The following is a 17,518-nucleotide window of genomic DNA, read 5'->3' as shown; positions in this document are numbered from 1 at the left end:
ACCATGAAACAGTATCTTGAATTGATGAAAAAAGTGCTCGACGAGGGCACGCCGAAAAATGACCGTACCGGAACCGGCACGCTCTCCATTTTTGGCCACCAGATGCGCTTCAACCTGCAAGAAGGCTTCCCCCTGGTGACGACAAAGCGCTGCCACCTGCGCTCGATCATTCATGAACTGCTCTGGTTCCTGCAAGGCGATACCAACGTTGCCTATCTGCACGAAAACAATGTCTCTATCTGGGACGAATGGGCAGATGAAAACGGCAATCTGGGCCCGGTGTACGGCAAGCAGTGGCGTGCGTGGCCAACGCCTGATGGCCGCCATATTGACCAGATCACCACCGTGATGAACCAGCTGAAAAACGACCCGGACTCGCGCCGTATTATCGTTTCTGCCTGGAACGTGGGTGAGCTGGATAAAATGGCGCTGGCACCGTGCCATGCGTTCTTCCAGTTCTATGTGGCTGATGGCAAACTCTCCTGCCAGCTTTACCAGCGCTCTTGCGATGTCTTCCTCGGCCTGCCGTTTAACATCGCCAGCTATGCGCTGTTAGTACATATGATGGCCCAGCAGTGCGATCTGGAAGTGGGCGATTTTGTCTGGACCGGTGGGGATACGCACCTGTACAGCAACCACATGGAACAGACGCATCTCCAGCTGACCCGTGAGCCGCGTGCACTGCCGAAGCTGATTATCAAACGTAAACCGGAATCGATCTTCGATTACCGCTTTGACGACTTCGAGATTGAGGGATACGACCCGCATCCGGGCATCAAAGCGCCTGTCGCAATCTGATACAGCAAATCGTTACATAACCGGCGCATTTACGCGCCGGTTTTTTTTCGTCTGTACTCTGTTTCCCGAGGCGTTATCCAGTCGGCGTGCAACGCGCTGCAACGGATAACATTCTCTGGATAACGCCTCGTAAAACCCCGAATTGCGGCTCGTCATGTTCACGGCGTTTCGCCACACTCCCGGCATGAAAAAAGAGCACGGCTTTACGCTTATCGAAACTCTGGTTGCCATTTCGCTGGTTATTATCCTCAGCGCGACAGGGCTCGCCGGCTGGGACAACTGGCAACAGCGGCAGAGGTTGTGGCAGGTCGCCTGCCAGGTCCGCGACTATCTGGTGTTTCTGCGAAACGATGCCAATCGTCACAACCGTGACCACCTGATCACGCTTCAGCAGGACGACAGAGGCGCTTGTTTGATGAGCTCTGCAGTGCAGGGCTGTGAGAACAACAGCCCGTATGTGCTCAGACCGTTGTGGCCTGACGTCGTGCTAAGGGAGGTTACGCCTTCATTAGGATTCTATGGATTAAGGGACACGGCGTGGGCAGGGCGGATACGGGTACAGAGCAGGGCAGGAGAATGGATGATTGTCGTCTCAAACGGAGGGCGTATCAGGATGTGCACTGTTACAGGGGAAAATGCATGCCGATGAACCAGCACGGCTTCTCACTTACAGAGGTGCTGATTGCAATGGCGATCAGCAGCATTCTGTTACTCAGCACGTCGCGTTTTTTACCGGAGCTGCAACGGGCAGTTTTGCTGCAATCCAGGGCGCAGGAGCGTGAAGAAGAGATCTGGCAACGCCTGTTCGCCATTGGCAAGCAGTTACAGCGCGCGGGGTATTGCGCGGGTAATTGTCAGGGGCAGAGCCTGACCATCGGCAGGGAGGGAAGCTGTGTGATTGTCCGGTGGGATGCAAACAGTAACGGCAACTGGGACACCTCAGCATCGGATAACGAAAGTACGGGGTTTCGTCTGGAATCAGGCGCGCTGGAAACCCTGCGTGGCACGACGGGGTGTGAAGGAAAAGGATGGGAGAAGCTTACCGACCCGGCCCGGCTTATGATCCACACATTTGTGGTACGTAAACATGAGCACCCGGGATTTGCGCCAGCATTCTATCTCGAGTTGACCGCCAGCGGGGTGAATGATAAGCACGCTGCCCCTTACCAGGTTCGCTATGGCGTTACGGGGTTTAACTTGTGAACCGCCAGAATGGGATTGCCTCACTGACGCTGGTTCTGCTGTTACTGGTGTTAGGCACACTGATCCTGACCGGCCTTAACCAGCAACTCATAACATTTACCATGCTGGTTGGCGACGAGAGCCGCGCCATCCAGCAGCAGGCAGCCACGCAGTCTGCGCTGGAGTGGGGGCGCGTTCAGCGCTGGTCGTTGCAGCCTGATGTACAGTGCAAACAGAGACAAACGCAACGTGTTTGTTTGCGTGTACTGAATGAGTCGCAGGTGTTACTCATCGCTGGAGATGGAGAGCTGTTGCTCTGGCGTGGCGGGGAGATTGTCAACGGGCACATACGCTTTTTACCTCATGGCTGGAGTGATTTTTGCCCGCTAAAGGAGCGTGCGTTATGTCGGTTGCCGTAAAGAATGAAAAGGGGTTCAGCATGGTCGACGTGTTGCTGGCGATGATGCTGCTGGTGGCGATCGTCACGGCGCTGTCCGGCTATCACCGGGCGCTGGCTTCCCGCTTTGCCCTGTTTAGCCAGTATCGTCAGCTCTGGCACATCGCCTGGACGCAGTCGCAGATGGATGCTGGTGCGCTGCCAGCAGGCTGGCAGATAAACCGGATGCAGACAACGCAGTCTGGATGTGTCAGCATCACGGTTACACTTATTTCTCCTCTGGGTCGACGCGGTGAGATGACGCGTCTGCATTGCCCGGTTAGCCAGTAGTCGGGAGCGTCTATGTTAAGGGTCTACCACTCAAATCGTCTGGATGTGCTGGAAGCGCTGATGGAATTTATCGTTGAGCGCGAGCGGCTCGACGATCCGTTTGAGCCTGAAATGGTGCTGGTGCAGAGCACCGGTATGGCACAATGGCTGCAGATGTCGCTTTCCCGTAAATTTGGCATCGCGGCGAATATCGATTTTCCGCTTCCCGCGAGCTTTATCTGGGAGATGTTTGTCCGCGTGTTGCCTGACATCCCGGAGCAGAGCGCGTTTAACAAACAGAGCATGAGCTGGAAGCTGATGGCGCTTTTGCCAGATATGCTCACGCATGATGAGTTTGCCATGCTGCGCCACTACCTGCATGACGATACCGACAAACGCAAGCTGTTCCAGCTGGCATCACGCACCGCAGATCTCTATGACCAGTATTTAGTGTATCGTCCGGAATGGCTGACTCGCTGGGAGGCGGGTGAGCTGGTGGAAGGTCTGCCGGAGGCGCAGGTCTGGCAGGCGCCGCTGTGGAAAGCGCTGGTGGAGCATACCGAAAAGCTGGGTCAACCCAAGTGGCACCGTGCGAACCTCTACCAACGGTTCATCTCCATACTGGAAAATAGCACTGACCGACCGGCCCGGCTGCCCTCCCGCGTATTTATCTGCGGTATTTCCGCCTTGCCACCCGTCTATCTGGATGCGCTGAAAGCGCTCGGAAAACACACCGACATCCATATTCTCTTTACTAACCCTTGCCGCCATTACTGGGGCGACATTCAGGATGACCGGTGGCTTTCGCGGCTTGTGACGCGCCAGCGGCGACGTCTCTTTGAAGAACGCACGGTGCCCTTGTTTAAAGACAGTGCCTCTGCCGCGCAGCTTTTTGATGAGCAGGGCATTCAGAACCTGCCAAACCCGCTGCTTGCCTCATGGGGCAAGCTGGGCCGGGACTACATTCATATGCTCTCTGATATCACCTCGTCAGGCGAAGGCGACGTGGATGCGTTTGTTGAAATCACGCCGGACAGCCTGCTGCACAATATCCAGTCCGATATTCTGGATCTGGAAAATCGCGCGGTGATGGGCGTGACGGCCGAAGAATTTGAACGCAGCGACACGAAACGGAGACTGGATCCCGACGATCGCAGTATCACGGTGCATGTTTGCCACAGTGCGCAGCGTGAAGTCGAAGTCCTGCACGATCAGTTGCTCGCCATGCTACAGGACGATCCTGACCTGACACCGCGTGATATCGTGGTGATGGTGGCGGATATCGACAGCTACAGCCCCTTTATTCAGGCCGTTTTCGGCAGTGCGACGGGAGAGCGCTACCTGCCTTATGCCATCTCTGACCGTCGGGCTCGCCAGTCTCACCCGGCCTTGCAGGCATTCGTTACCCTGCTGTCACTGCCCGACAGCCGCTTCATTTCCGAAGATGTCCTGGCATTGCTCGATGTTCCCGTGCTGGCCGCTCGTTTCAACATTAACGAAGAGGGGTTGCGCTACCTTCGTCAGTGGGTAAACGAGTCTGGCGTACGTTGGGGGATCGATGACGACAACGTACAGGAGTTTGAGCTTCCCCCTACCGGGCAGCACACCTGGCAGTTTGGTCTGACGCGTATGCTGCTGGGGTATGCCATGGAAAGCAGCCAGGGCGAGTGGAACGAGGTCCTGCCTTATGATGAGTCCAGCGGGCTCATCGCGGAGCTGGTCGGGCATTTAGCCTCACTGCTGATGCAGCTTAACCGCTGGCGACGTGCGCTAATGCAGCCGCGTCCGCTGGAGGAGTGGCTGCCGGTTTGCCGGGAACTGCTCAATGATTTCTTCCTGCCGGACAGTGACACGGAAGCCGCAATGGCGCTGATTGAAACACAGTGGCAGGCGATAGTCGATGAGGGGGTGAACTCCCACTATAACGAAGCGATCCCGCTTTCGCTTCTGCGGGACGAATTGACCCTGCGCCTCGATCAGGAGCGTATCAGCCAGCGCTTCCTTGCCGGGCCGATCAATATCTGCACGCTGATGCCCATGCGTTCCATTCCCTTCAAAGTGGTGTGTCTGCTTGGTATGAATGACGGTGTTTATCCGCGAGCCCTGCCGCCGCTGGGCTTTGATCTCATGAGCCCGGCACCGAAGCGGGGCGACCGTAGCCGTCGTGATGATGACCGCTACCTCTTCCTTGAGGCGCTTATTTCCGCGCAGAACAAGCTTTACATCAGCTATATCGGTCGGTCGATTCAGGACAACAGCGAGCGTTTTCCCTCTGTTCTGGTGCAGGAACTGGTGGACTATATCGGACAGAGCCACTACCTGCCGGGGGATGAAGAACGTAACTGCGATGAGAGCGACCAGCGGGTGAAAGCGCATATCACCTGTTGTCACAGCCGTATGCCGTTTGACCCGATGAACTACGTCGCCAGCGAATTGCAGAGCTATGCCCAGGAGTGGCTGCCCGCGGCGAAGAAAGAGGGGAGGGCGCACAGCGATTTCATTCAGGAGCTCGACGCGCGGCCCATTGAAACCCTGACCTTCGAACAGCTGCAGCGGTTTTGGGCGCATCCGGTACGCGCCTTCTTCCAGCAGCGGTTGCAGGTAAATTTCCGCTCGGAAGAGAGCGAAATTCCTGACGCAGAACCGTTTACGCTGGAAGGGCTGGAACGTTATCAGTTAAACCTCCAGCTGCTGAATGCGCTGGTGGAGCAGGAAGATGCTGACAAACTGTTCCGCCGCTATCGCGCTGCGGGGCAATTACCGTATGGTGCGTTTGGGGAGATCGTCTGGGAGGCGCAGTGCACAGAGATGAAGGCGCTTGCCGAGCGTGTTATCGAATGCCGACAGCCGGGAACAAGCCTCGAAATCGACCTCAACTGCAACGGTATCCAGCTGACGGGCTGGCTGACGCAGGTTCAACCGGACGGGCTGCTGCGCTGGCGGCCTTCCATGCTGAGCGTTTCGCAGGGGTTGCAACTCTGGCTCGAACATCTTGTCTACAGTGCTGGCGGTAACCAGGGTGAAAGCCGGATGTTTGTACGCAAGGAGGGCGAGTGGCGTTTCCCGCCAATGGAGCCGGAGCAGGCATTACATTACTTGTCCTTGTACATTGAAGGTTACCGTCAGGGGATGAACAAGCCGCTGCTGTTACTGCCTGAAAGTGGCGGGGCGTGGATAAAAGCCTGTTATGACGCGCAGAATGATGCGATGTTAACGGATGACGCTTCACTGCAGAAAGCGCGGAGTAAATTTGTTCAGGCCTGGGAAGGTAACATGATGGTCCGTGGTGAAGGCGATGATGTCTGGTATCAACGGTTATGGCGAACGCTTGAGCCAGAATACTTTGAGACCATCACGGAAGAGGCACAACGTTACCTGTTACCGTTGTTCAAATTTAATCAGTCCTGAGCGCTGTATAAAAATTGCGCAGTAAAGGGTGTTCATTTATGATGCACCTGCTATCACGGACTGATGTACAGAAAGAAAGAGATGCTGGCGTGTCCAGCACGAAGTTTGTTAATGATGTAGCCGTGATAAAGAGGTCGTTAATGCCAGGCAGCACCTTGTTCAAAGCGTTTGTTTTGTTTGTCGCCCTTTGGGCTCCCGTCACTCAGGCAGACTCCGGTTGGCAACCCGTTCAGGAAACTATCCGTAAGAGCGAAAAAGATACCCGTCAGTATCAGGCTGTCCGCCTTGATAACGGGATGACCGTGCTGCTGGTTTCCGATCCGCAGGCGGTGAAATCCCTCTCGGCGCTTGTAGTACCCGTTGGGTCGCTGGAAGATCCCGAAGCGCACCCGGGTCTTGCGCACTATCTGGAACATATGACGCTGATGGGGTCCAAAAAATACCCCCAGCCTGATAGCCTCTCCGAATTTCTGAAAATGCATGGCGGCAGCCACAACGCCAGTACGGCACCGTATCGGACGGCGTTTTATCTGGAAGTCGAAAATGATGAGCTGGAAGGGGCGGTGGATCGTCTCGCCGATGCCATTGCCGCACCGCTGCTGGATAAAAAATACGCTGACCGTGAACGTAATGCCGTCAATGCTGAATTGACCCTGGCCCGTACGCGAGACGGTATGCGCATGGCGCAGGTGAGCGCCGAAACCATCAACCCGGCGCACCCTGGTTCCCGTTTTTCCGGGGGGAACCTCGAGACGCTGAGTGACAAACCAAACAGCCCGGTGCTTGATGCGCTGCATGCGTTTCGCGACAAATACTACTCCGCCAACCTGATGAAAGCGGTTATCTACAGCAACAAACCGTTGCCAGAACTGGCTGCCATGGCGGCGCAGACCTTTGGACGGGTACCAAATAAAAACATCGACCTGCCGCAGATAAACGTACCGGTTGTCACCGACGCGCAGAAAGGGATCGTGATCCACTACGTGCCCGCACTGCCGCGCAAGGTGTTACGCGTTGAGTTCCGCATTGATAACAATACCGCACAGTTCCGCAGTAAAACGGATGAACTGGTCACCTATCTTATTGGTAACCGCAGCCCGGGAACGCTTTCTGACTGGCTGCAAAAGCAGGGGCTGGTGGAAGGGATCCGTGCCGACTCCGATCCTGTGGTTAACGGCAACAGCGGTGTGCTGGCGATTTCCGCCACCCTGACCGACAAAGGGCTGGCGCACCGTGATGAGGTGGTCGCGGCTATCTTCAGCTATCTCTCGTTGCTGCGCGATAAAGGCGTCGATAAACGCTACTTTGACGAACTGGCACACGTGCTGGATCTCGATTTCCGCTATCCGTCCATTACCCGCGACATGGACTATGTTGAGTGGCTGGCGGATACCATGATCCGCGTGCCGGTTGAACATACCCTGGACGCGGTCAACATTGCCGACCAGTACGACGCTGAGGCGATAAAAGCGCGCCTGGCAATGATGACCCCACAGAATGCCCGCATCTGGTACATCAGCCCGAACGAGCCGCATAACAAAACGGCCTATTTCGTGGATGCCCCTTACCAGGTGGATAAAATCAGTGAGCAAACGTTCGCAAACTGGCAGAAAAAGGCCAGCGAGATCGCGTTGAAGCTGCCGGAGCTGAATCCCTACATCCCGGATGATTTCTCCCTGATTAAAACCGCGAAAGCGTACCCACACCCGCAGCTTATTGTTGATGAGCCGACGTTGCGCGTGGTGTACACCCCAAGCCACTACTTCGCCAGCGAGCCAAAAGCCGATGTCAGCGTTGTTCTTCGCAACCCGAAAGCGATGGATAGCGCCAAAAATCAGGTGATGTTTGCGCTTAATGACTATCTGGCCGGTATCGCGCTTGACCAGCTCAGCAACCAGGCCGCGGTGGGTGGAATCAGCTTCTCTACCAACGCCAATAACGGACTGATGGTCAATGCAAACGGCTATACCCAGCGTCTGCCTCAGCTGTTCCAGGCATTGCTGGAGGGCTATTTCAGCTACACGCCAACGGAAGAGCAGTTTGAGCAGGCGAAGTCCTGGTATGCGCAGATGATGGATTCCGCTGAGAAAGGCAAGGCGTACGATCAGGCGATTATGCCGGCGCAGATGCTGTCGCAAATCCCTTATTTCCAGCGTGAAGATCGCCGGGCGCTGCTGCCATCCATCACATTAAAAGAGGTGCTGGCCTACCGCGACGCGCTGAAAACTAACACGCGTCCGGAGTTTCTTATCGTCGGCAACATGAGCGAGGACCAGGCCAAAACGCTGGCAGAGAACGTACGTCAGCAGCTCGGTTCAAAAGGCGACGAGTGGTGCCGTAATCAGGACGTGCTGGTTGAGAAAAAACAGAATGTGATTTTTGAAAAAGCAGGTAACAGCACGGATTCCGCGCTGGCCGCCGTGTTTGTTCCTACGGGCTATGATGAATTTGCCAGCTCTGCGCAGAGTGCCGTTCTGGGGCAAATTATACAGCCGTGGTTCTACAATCAGCTGCGCACTGAAGAGCAGCTTGGCTATGCGGTCTTTGCCTTCTCCATGAACGTTGGCCGCCAGTGGGGGCTGGGTTTCCTGCTGCAGAGCAGCGATAAACAGCCCGCTTATCTCTGGCAGCGTTACCAGGCTTTCTTCCCGCAAGCGGAAGCTAAACTGCGAGCCATGAAGCCGGATGAGTTTGCCCAAATCCAGCAGGCCGTCATCGCGCAGGTGATGCAGCCGCCTCAGACGCTGGGTGAAGAAGCATCCCAGCTGAGCAAAGATTTCGATCGCGGTAATCTGAAATTTGATTCGCGTGATAAAGTAGTGGCCGAGATAAAACAGCTGACGCCTCAGAAGGTTGCCGACTTCTTCCATCAGGCGGTGGTTAAACCGCAGGGAATAGCCATTCTGTCTCAGGTTTCTGGTAGCCAGAACGGAAAAACGGACTACGTTAACCCGAAAGGCTGGAAAATCTGGAAGAGCGTCAGCGCCCTGCAGCAATCTATGCCCTGGAGTAAGAAAGAATGACCGACACCGCTGAGTCCCTTGATCCCTTACGTTTACCTCTGCAGGGTGAACGATTGATTGAAGCCTCAGCGGGAACGGGAAAAACCTTCACCATTGCCGCGCTTTATCTGCGTCTGTTGCTGGGGCTTGGCGGCCAGGCCGCTTTTCCGCGTCCGTTAAGCGTGGAGGAGCTGCTGGTGGTGACCTTCACCGAGGCCGCCACCGCTGAGCTGCGCGGCCGTATCCGTGCCAATATTCATGAACTGCGTATCGCCTGTCTGCGCGAAAGCACGGATAACCCACTCTACGCGAGCCTGCTGGAAGAGATTGCCGATAAACAGCAGGCCGCACAGTGGCTGCTTCTGGCTGAACGGCAAATGGACGAGGCCTCTGTCTTCACCATCCACGGTTTTTGCCAGCGCATGCTGAGCCTGAATGCGTTTGAATCCGGCATGCTGTTTGAACTGCAGCTTATTGAAGATGAGTCTGAGCTTCGCTACCAGGCCTGTGCTGATTTCTGGCGTCGCCACTGCTATCCGTTACAGCGGGACATCGCCGAAGCGGTACATGCGTTGTGGAAAGGCCCTGAGGAGCTTCTGCGCGCCATTGAGCGCTATCTGCAGGGGGAGGCCCCGGTCATTAAATCTCCACCGCCTGCGGATGAAACGCTGGCCTCGCGCCATGAAAAAATCGTCGCAAAGATTGCTGCCGTTAAGCAAAAATGGATTGAGTCTGTCGGCGAGATCGACGCCATTATCGAAAACTCCGGGATCGACAGGCGCAAGTTTAACCGTGGCAATCAGGGGAAATGGATCGACAAGATCACTGCCTGGGCGCAGGAAGAGACGCGCGGTTACCAGCTCCCGGATGCGCTGGAAAAATTTTCCCGGCGTTTTCTGGTTGAGCGAACCAAAGCCGATGGCATTGTCCCGGAGCACCCGCTGTTTGTTGAGATCGAAACCCTGCTGGCAGAGCCATTAACCCTTAACGACCTGATGATCACTCGCGCCATGGCGGAGATCCGTGAAGCGGTGTCGCGTGAGAAACGCCGCCGGGGTGAGCTGGGCTTTGACGATATGCTAAGTCGCCTGGACGCGGCGTTGTGCAGTGAAAATGGCGAGGCGCTTGCCGCCGCCATCCGCACGCGCTTTCCGGTGGCGATGATTGACGAATTTCAGGATACCGATCCCCAGCAGTACCGCATTTTCCGCCGCATCTGGCGCCAGCAGCCCAACACGGCACTGTTGCTCATTGGCGATCCAAAACAGGCCATTTATGCCTTCCGTGGCGCGGATATTTTCACTTACATGAAAGCCCGCAGCGAGGTTGAAGCGCACTACACCCTGGACACCAACTGGCGCTCCTCGCCGGGGATGGTGGAGAGCGTCAATGCGCTCTTCAGCCGCATGGATTCGGCGTTTATGTTCAGGGAAATTCCTTTCCAGCCGGTAAAGTTCGCCGCCAGAAATGCTTCGTTGCGCTTTGAATTCAACGGCGTGAACCAGCCCGCCATGAATTTCTGGCTGCTGGACGGCGAGGGGTGCGGCGTTACGGACTATCAACATGCGATGGCTCAGCACTGCGCCGCGCAGATCCGGGACTGGCTCAGCGCAGGTACGCGTGGTGAGGCGTTGCTGTGGAAGGGGGACACATCAGCCCCGGTAAAAGCATCCGATATTACAGTGCTGGTGCGCAGCCGTCAGGAGGCGGCGCTTATCCGTGATGCCCTGACGTCACTGAACATCCCGTCCGTGTATCTCTCTAACCGCGATAGCGTCTTTGAAACGCTGGAAGCGCAGGAGATGCTGTGGGTGCTGCAGGCCGTGCTGGCGCCGGAGCGGGAAAGCACCCTTCGCAGCGCGCTGGCAAGCAGCATGCTGGGACTGAACGCGCGCGATATTGATGCGCTAAATTGCGACGAAGCCGCCTGGGATGCGGTGGTCGAAGAGTTTGTGCAGTACCGCGAGCGCTGGCAAAAACGCGGCGTGATGGCGATGCTGCGTGAACTGATGAGGCAGCGTCACATTGCCGAGAATATGCTCGCCACAGCGGGCGGCGAGCGCCGTCTGACCGATATTTTGCATATCAGCGAACTGTTGCAGGAGGCGGGCACGCAGCTGGAGAGCGAGCATGCCCTGGTGCGCTGGCTGGCGCAGCAAATTGCCGATCCGAACAGTAACTCGTCGAGCCAGCAGATGCGTCTTGAGAGTGATAAGCACCTGGTGCAAATCGTCACCATTCACAAGTCGAAAGGCCTGGAGTATCCGCTGGTCTGGCTGCCTTTTATCGCCAATTATCGGGTGCAGGATCAGGCTTTTTATCACGATCGCGAGTCGTTCGAAGCGGTGCTCGATCTCAGCAAAGCAGAGTCCAGCGTAGAACTGGCCGAGGCCGAGCGCCTGGCGGAAGATTTACGCTTGCTCTATGTGGCCCTGACCCGCTCGGTCTGGCACTGCAGTCTGGGTATCGCTCCGCTATTCCGCCGCCGTGGCGAAAAGGCAGGCGAGACCGATTTTCATCTGAGCGCGCTGGGCAGGCTGATTCAGCTTGGTGAGCCAAAAGATGCTGCCGGGCTGCGTCAGTGTATTGAAACACTGTGCGGGGAACATATTGCCCTGCATATCCCGTCGCAACCCGATAACAGTCGCTGGCAGCTGCCAGAACAGCAGACAACCGACCTGCAGGCCCGGCAGATTACGCGAACCGTTGCAGACGACTGGCGCGTGACCAGCTATTCCGGTTTACAGCAGCACGGGCAGAGCATTGCGCAGGATCTGATGCCTAAGCTTGACGTGGATGCCGCAGGTACCGGCAGTGTGCCGGATGAACCGGTGCTGACCCCTCATCAATTTCCGCGCGGCGCGTCACCGGGCACATTTTTACACAGCCTGTTTGAAGAGCTGGATTTCACGCAACCTGTCTCTGAGGAGTGGGTGCTGAAAATGTTGCAAAGCGGCGGCTACGACGCGCAATGGCAGCCGGTGCTCAGCGAATGGATCACCGCTATCCTTCACGCCCCGCTCACGACACAGGGTATTTCGCTCAGCCAGCTGTCCGCCAGAGATAAGCAGGTGGAGATGGAGTTTTATCTCCCCATCGCCAGCCCGCTAAGAGCCGAGGCGCTGGATGCGCTGATCCGCGAGCACGACCCGCTATCCGCCGGTTGCCCGCCACTTAACTTCCGTCAGGTTCAGGGGATGCTGAAGGGCTTTATCGATCTGGTGTTCCGCCATGAAGGGCGTTACTACCTGTTGGATTACAAATCGAACTGGTTGGGTGAAAACAGCGAAGCCTATACCCAACAGGCGATGGCCTCTGCCATGCAGATGCATCGTTACGATCTGCAGTACCAGTTGTATACCCTGGCGCTGCATCGCTATCTGCGCCATCGCATTGCAAATTACCGCTACGAAGACCATTTTGGCGGGGTGATTTACCTTTTCCTGCGCGGGGTGGATGCCGCCGATCCGCAGTCTGGTATTTTTAGTACGCGCCCGGACGCGGCACTGATTGAGAAAATGGACAGTTTATTTGCCGCAGGCACGGAGGAGTTGGCATGACGATGCAGGAATTACTGCTGGAAGCCGTAGAACAGCGTTTACTGCGCCATCTTGATGTGCAGTTCGCCATCATGGTGGCTGGCGAGCAGCCGGCCGTGATGCTGGCTGCCGCTATCCTGAGCAACGACGCGGGGGAAGGGCATGTCTGCCTGCCGCTTTCGCGCCTGACCATTAATGAGAAAATGCCTTCGGCTCTTCAGTCCTGTTTTGCCCTGCTGGGCGAGTCGGTAGACTGGCAGAGCGTTTTGTTAAGCTCTCCTGCTGTCAGCAGAGCCGATACCCAGACGCCCATGATCCTTATTGGCGACCGGTTGTACCTTAACCGGCTGTGGCGTAATGAACTGACGGTAGCGCGCTTTTTCAGCGAGACAAACGCGCCGCTTCCCTGTGAAGAAGCGCGGCTCCGGCAAACGCTGGATGCCCTGTTTACCTCAGATGAGGCGACAGACTGGCAGAAAGTGGCGGCGGCCGTCGCCTTAACGCGGCGGATCTCGGTGATCTCGGGCGGACCGGGCACGGGTAAAACCACCACCGTGGCAAAACTGCTTGCCGCGCTGATTCAGCTGTCGGGTGAGCAAAAATGCCGTATTCGCCTGGCGGCGCCCACCGGCAAAGCGGCGGCCAGGCTGACGGAGTCGTTAGGTGGCGCGCTGCAAAAACTGCCGCTCACGCAGGAACAGCTTGCGCTTTTCCCCAATGAAGCCAGCACCCTGCACCGGCTACTGGGTGCCCAGCCGGGCAGCCAGCGCCTGCGTTACCACGCCGGAAACCCGCTGCATCTTGACGTGCTGGTGGTGGATGAAGCGTCGATGATCGACCTGACGATGATGTCGCGGCTGATTGACGCCTTACCTCCCCACGCGCGCGTAATTTTCCTGGGCGATCGTGACCAGCTTGCCTCGGTGGAAGCCGGGGCCGTGCTGGGCGATATCTGCACCTATGCGAGTCTTGGGTATACCGCGGAACGTGCTGAGGAGTTAGCCCGCCTCACTGGATGTTCGCTCGCAGCCGAAAGTCAGTCTCTCGCGGCGGCGCTGCGAGACAGCCTCTGTCTGCTGCAAAAAAGCTACCGGTTCGGGAGTGATTCCGGCATTGGCCAAATGGCGGCGGCCGTGAACAGAGGGGATCGGCATGCGACCAGTGCCGTTTTTGACGGCAGCTTCAGTGATATTGAGAAGAAATCGCTGCAAACCGGGGAAGAGTATCAGGCGATGCTGGATGATGCCCTGCTGGGCTATCAGCACTTCCTGTCGAGCGTGCAGCAGCAACATACGCCTGCGCAGGTCATTGCCGCGTTTGGCGAGTATCAGCTGCTGTGTGCGCTGAGGGAAGGGCCTTTTGGTGTCAGCGGCCTCAACGACAGGCTTGAGCAACTGCTTGCGCAAAAGCGCAAAATCACCCGCACGCCGCATTCACGCTGGTACGAAGGTCGGCCAGTGATGATCTCCCGTAACGATAGCGCGCTGGGGTTGTTTAACGGCGATATTGGCATTGCGCTTGACCGTGGACAGGGTCTACGCGTCTGGTTCCTGATGCCGGACGGAAGCGTGAAGTCTGTGCAGCCCAGTCGCTTGCCTGAACATGAAACAGCATGGGCGATGACGGTACACAAGTCCCAGGGCTCGGAGTTCAACCATGCGGCGTTGATCCTGCCCACTCAGCTTTCACCCGTGATTACCCGCGAGCTCATCTACACCGCCATCACCCGCGCGCGTCAGCGCTTGTCGCTCTATACCGACGAGCGCGTGCTGGTGCAGGCGATTGCCACCCGTACAGAACGGCGAAGCGGCCTGAGCGCGATATTTGAGTCCCTCTGAACGAGGTGAGAAAGAGAGGCCGGGTCGGCGCAACGCCACCCGGCGAAGGATCTGTTATCCCAGGTCGGCCATTAGCACCTTTGAGCGGCGTTGATAGTTGTACATCTCTTTTTTACTTTCAGGCAGCAAATCAATATCCACAGGCGTAAATCCGCGCTCCTGGAACCAGTGAATACTGCGCGTGGTCAAAACGAACAGCTTGCTCAGGCCCATCTGGCGCGCCTGAGCCGCCACGCGCTCAAGCAGCATCTCGCCGCGTGAAGAGCTGCGGTAGTCTGGATGGACGGCAACGCAGGCCATTTCGCCGATCTTCTCCTCCGGGAACGGATAGAGCGCGGCGCAGGCGATGGTCAGATTATCGCGCTGGATAATCGTAAATTTGTCGATCTCCATTTCCAGCTGTTCGCGGGAACGGCGTACCAGGATCCCTTGCTGCTCCAGCGGGCGAATTAACTCCAGAATGCCACCGATATCGTTAATGGTGGCGCGGCGGATCTGCTCCGCGCTCTCCATTACAATCTGGGTGCCGATACCGTCGCGGGAGAACAGCTCCTGCAGAAGGGCACCGTCTTCCTGATAGCTGATCAGGTGGCTGCGACGCACGCCGCTGCGGCAGGCTTTCACAGCACCGCGCAGGAACCGGACGGTACCAGAGTAGTAATCTCCCTCGGCTTCCAGCGCTTCCACGCGGGCCTGGGCCTCATTCGGGAAGAGCTCTGGCACGATCACCCCTTCTTCGTTCACGACGCCCTGAGAGGAGCAAAACCCAATCATTTTCTCCGCCTTCAGTTTGATTGCCAGCTGGGTGGCAATCTCTTCTGAAGTGAGGTTAAAGCTCTCGCCGGTTACGGAAACGGCCACCGGCCCCATCAGCACAATGGCACCGCTGTCCAGTTGACGATGAATGGCTTCCTCATCAATACGACGAATGCGTCCGCTGTGGCAATAGTCCACCCCGTCGTCCACGCCAAGAGGCTGAGCGATGATGAAGTTACCGCTGACGACGTTGATATGCGCCCCCTGAAGCGGCGTGTTGTTCAGGCTCATGGACAGACGCGCGGTGATATCAAGCTGCAGCAGACCCGCTGCCTGTTTCACCAGCTCAAGGGTTTTGGCATCCGTAACGCGGGTATGCTTGTGATAAATCGGCTCGTGATGGTGTGCGGCCAGGTTCGCGTCGATCTGCGGACGCGCACCATACACCACCACCAGGCGGATGCCGAGGCTGTGCAGCAGGCCAATGTCATTGACGATGCTGGAAAAGTTTTCATGCTCAATGGCTTCGCCGCCGAGCATGATGACAAACGTTTTTCCCCGATGGGCGTTGATATAGGGAACAGAATGGCGGAATCCCTGGACCAGTTCGGTTCTACGTTCCTTCACCATGGCACAACCCTTAATGAATGTTTATTCGTAATTTCTGTATTTTTATTCGATTGTGGCCGCATGTGCAAGCCTAAATTTTCTGCGACCCACAGAAAATAATAAGTAATCCGTGCGTTAACGTATGATTGTTTACCCTTTTATAGATGACAGTTTATGCGTCATTCGTTAAAGTTTTCGGTCAATTTTGATGTTTTGTCTGTCAATCAGATTTCTTGCTCGGGAGAAGCATGTCGGGATCCAATTCAGCAATAAGCCGCCGCCGTTTGTTAAAAGGGGCAGGGGCGATGTGGCTGCTCAGCGTCAGCCAGGTGGGTCTTGCCGCCACAAGTCAGGTGGTGGCGGTGCGCGTCTGGCCGTCGTCAACCTATACGCGCGTGACGGTGGAATCCAATCGGGTGCTGAAATATAAGCAATTTGCCCTGAGCAACCCTGAGCGTGTGGTGGTGGATCTCGAAGGCGTTAACCTGAACTCCGTACTTAAGGGGATGGCGGCGCAGATCCGCGGTGACGATCCGTTTATCAAATCGGCGCGCGTTGGGCAGTTTGATCCGCAAACCGTGCGCATGGTGTTTGAACTCAAGCAGAACGTGAAACCGCAGCTGTTCGCCCTTGCGCCTGTGGCATCGTTCAAAGAGCGTCTGGTGATGGATCTCTATCCGGCGAATGCAACGGACATTCAGGATCCGCTCCTGGCGTTACTGGAAGACTACAACCAGGGCAATCTGGAGAAACAGGTTCCGCCTGCGCAAAGTGGTCCGCAGCCCGGAAAAGCAGGGCGCGATCGCCCGATTGTGATCATGCTCGATCCTGGCCACGGCGGAGAAGACTCGGGTGCGGTAGGCAAATACCGGACGCGGGAAAAAGATGTGGTGTTGCAGATTGCCCGCCGTCTGAAGGCGTTAATCGATAGAGAGGGCAACATGCGCGCCTACATGACGCGTAATGAAGACGTCTTTATTCCGTTGAAAGTCCGCGTGGCAAAAGCCCAGAAGCAGCGGGCGGATCTCTTCGTCTCTATCCATGCTGATGCTTTTACCAGCCGTCAGCCGAGTGGATCGTCAGTATTTGCGCTCTCAACCAAAGGGGCAACCAGTACCGCGGCGCGTTACCTCGCGGACACGCAGAACGCCTCGGATCTCATCGGTGGTGTGAGCAAAAGCGGCGACCGCTACGTCGATCACACCATGTTCGACATGGTGCAATCGCTGACCATTACCGACAGCCTGAAGTTTGGTAAAGCGGTACTGGGCAAGCTGGGGCGGGTCAATAAGCTGCACAAAAACAGCGTCGAGCAGGCCGGGTTTGCGGTGCTGAAGGCACCGGATATTCCGTCTATCCTGGTTGAAACGGCGTTTATCAGTAACGTGGAAGAGGAGCGTAAGCTCAAGACGGCCAAATTCCAGCAGGAAGTGGCTGAGTCGATTCTGGCAGGGATCCGGGCGTATTTCTCTGACGGGGCGACGCTGGCACGACGTGGATAATGCTGAACGCCGGGTTAACCCCCGGCAAATTCACAAACGACAGATACAAAAAAACACCCTTAAGGGTGTTTATTGTTTTTAGAAGTATTGGTTGCGGGGGCCGGATAGATCGGAAGAGCGTCGTGTAGGGAAAGAGTGTAGATCTCGGTGGTCGCCGTATCATTAAAAAAAAAAAAAA

The 17,518-nt window shown here is 56.5% G+C and carries 11 protein-coding genes; 10 read left to right on the top strand and 1 reads right to left on the bottom strand.

Going from position 1 to position 17,518, the window contains the following annotated elements; translation table 11 throughout:
- Positions 1–3: 3 nt before the first annotated feature.
- From thyA to recD, 9 genes are all read left to right on the top strand, one after another.
- Positions 4–798 (top strand): thymidylate synthase, encoded by a 795-nt coding sequence (gene thyA, locus AK59_RS0115850; RefSeq protein WP_013098550.1) that lies wholly within the window; start codon positions 4–6, stop codon positions 796–798.
- Between the two features lie 184 nt (positions 799–982).
- On the top strand, positions 983–1,447 hold the full coding sequence (locus AK59_RS0115845; RefSeq protein WP_023620429.1) for a prepilin peptidase-dependent protein: 465 nt from the start codon (positions 983–985) through the stop codon (positions 1,445–1,447).
- Positions 1,438–2,001, top strand: coding sequence for a prepilin peptidase-dependent protein (locus AK59_RS0115840; RefSeq protein ID WP_029883213.1), 564 nt, complete (start codon positions 1,438–1,440; stop codon positions 1,999–2,001). The genes AK59_RS0115845 and AK59_RS0115840 overlap by 10 nt, the downstream gene beginning before the upstream one ends.
- Positions 1,998–2,399: a DUF2509 family protein gene (locus AK59_RS0115835; protein WP_029883212.1), complete on the top strand. Its 402-nt coding sequence runs from the start codon at positions 1,998–2,000 to the stop codon at positions 2,397–2,399. The genes AK59_RS0115840 and AK59_RS0115835 overlap by 4 nt, the downstream gene beginning before the upstream one ends.
- Complete coding sequence (locus tag AK59_RS0115830) at positions 2,384–2,707, top strand: prepilin-type N-terminal cleavage/methylation domain-containing protein (RefSeq protein WP_013098547.1); 324 nt, start codon at positions 2,384–2,386, stop codon at positions 2,705–2,707. Before AK59_RS0115835 ends, AK59_RS0115830 begins: the two co-directional genes overlap by 16 nt.
- 12 nt (positions 2,708–2,719) lie before the next feature.
- Positions 2,720–6,094 (top strand): exodeoxyribonuclease V subunit gamma, encoded by a 3,375-nt coding sequence (gene recC, locus AK59_RS0115825; protein WP_029883211.1) that lies wholly within the window; start codon positions 2,720–2,722, stop codon positions 6,092–6,094.
- Between the two features lie 140 nt (positions 6,095–6,234).
- Complete coding sequence (gene ptrA / locus AK59_RS0115820; RefSeq protein WP_029883210.1) at positions 6,235–9,117, top strand: pitrilysin; 2,883 nt, start codon at positions 6,235–6,237, stop codon at positions 9,115–9,117.
- Positions 9,114–12,656 carry an exodeoxyribonuclease V subunit beta gene (recB, locus tag AK59_RS0115815; protein WP_029883209.1) on the top strand — a complete coding sequence of 1,181 codons (3,543 nt, stop codon included), beginning with the start codon at positions 9,114–9,116 and terminating at the stop codon, positions 12,654–12,656. The genes ptrA and recB overlap by 4 nt, the downstream gene beginning before the upstream one ends.
- Positions 12,653–14,473, top strand: coding sequence for an exodeoxyribonuclease V subunit alpha (gene recD, locus AK59_RS0115810; RefSeq protein WP_029883208.1), 1,821 nt, complete (start codon positions 12,653–12,655; stop codon positions 14,471–14,473). Before recB ends, recD begins: the two co-directional genes overlap by 4 nt.
- Positions 14,474–14,527: 54 nt before the next feature.
- Here the strand turns inward: recD and argA are convergent, their stop codons facing one another.
- Positions 14,528–15,859 carry an amino-acid N-acetyltransferase gene (gene argA, locus AK59_RS0115805; RefSeq protein ID WP_013098542.1) on the bottom strand — a complete coding sequence of 444 codons (1,332 nt, stop codon included), beginning with the start codon at positions 15,857–15,859 and terminating at the stop codon, positions 14,528–14,530.
- A gap of 227 nt (positions 15,860–16,086) precedes the next feature.
- Here argA and amiC point away from each other — a divergent pair, with 227 nt between their 5' ends.
- Positions 16,087–17,340: an N-acetylmuramoyl-L-alanine amidase AmiC gene (gene amiC / locus AK59_RS0115800; protein WP_013098541.1), complete on the top strand. Its 1,254-nt coding sequence runs from the start codon at positions 16,087–16,089 to the stop codon at positions 17,338–17,340.
- Positions 17,341–17,518: the final 178 nt, after the last annotated feature.

The sequence above is a fragment of the Enterobacter sp. T1-1 genome (genome assembly GCF_000710795.1).
Classification (GTDB): domain Bacteria; phylum Pseudomonadota; class Gammaproteobacteria; order Enterobacterales; family Enterobacteriaceae; genus Enterobacter; species Enterobacter cloacae.
This window is presented reverse-complemented; position numbering and strand designations above follow the sequence as displayed.

Bases quoted from the DNA above. Each gene is read 5' to 3' on its own strand.
- AK59_RS0115845 (WP_023620429.1), top strand. From the start codon at position 983: ATGAAAAAAGAGCACGGCTTTACGCTTATCGAAACTCTGGTTGCCATT.
- recB (WP_029883209.1), top strand. From the start codon at position 9,114: ATGACCGACACCGCTGAGTCCCTTGATCCCTTACGTTTACCTCTGCAG.
- recD (WP_029883208.1), top strand. From the start codon at position 12,653: ATGACGATGCAGGAATTACTGCTGGAAGCCGTAGAACAGCGTTTACTG.
- AK59_RS0115830 (WP_013098547.1), top strand. From the start codon at position 2,384: ATGTCGGTTGCCGTAAAGAATGAAAAGGGGTTCAGCATGGTCGACGTG.
- argA (WP_013098542.1), bottom strand. From the start codon at position 15,859: ATGGTGAAGGAACGTAGAACCGAACTGGTCCAGGGATTCCGCCATTCT.
- ptrA (WP_029883210.1), top strand. From the start codon at position 6,235: ATGCCAGGCAGCACCTTGTTCAAAGCGTTTGTTTTGTTTGTCGCCCTT.
- AK59_RS0115840 (WP_029883213.1), top strand. From the start codon at position 1,438: ATGCCGATGAACCAGCACGGCTTCTCACTTACAGAGGTGCTGATTGCA.
- amiC (WP_013098541.1), top strand. From the start codon at position 16,087: ATGTCGGGATCCAATTCAGCAATAAGCCGCCGCCGTTTGTTAAAAGGG.
- recC (WP_029883211.1), top strand. From the start codon at position 2,720: ATGTTAAGGGTCTACCACTCAAATCGTCTGGATGTGCTGGAAGCGCTG.
- thyA (WP_013098550.1), top strand. From the start codon at position 4: ATGAAACAGTATCTTGAATTGATGAAAAAAGTGCTCGACGAGGGCACG.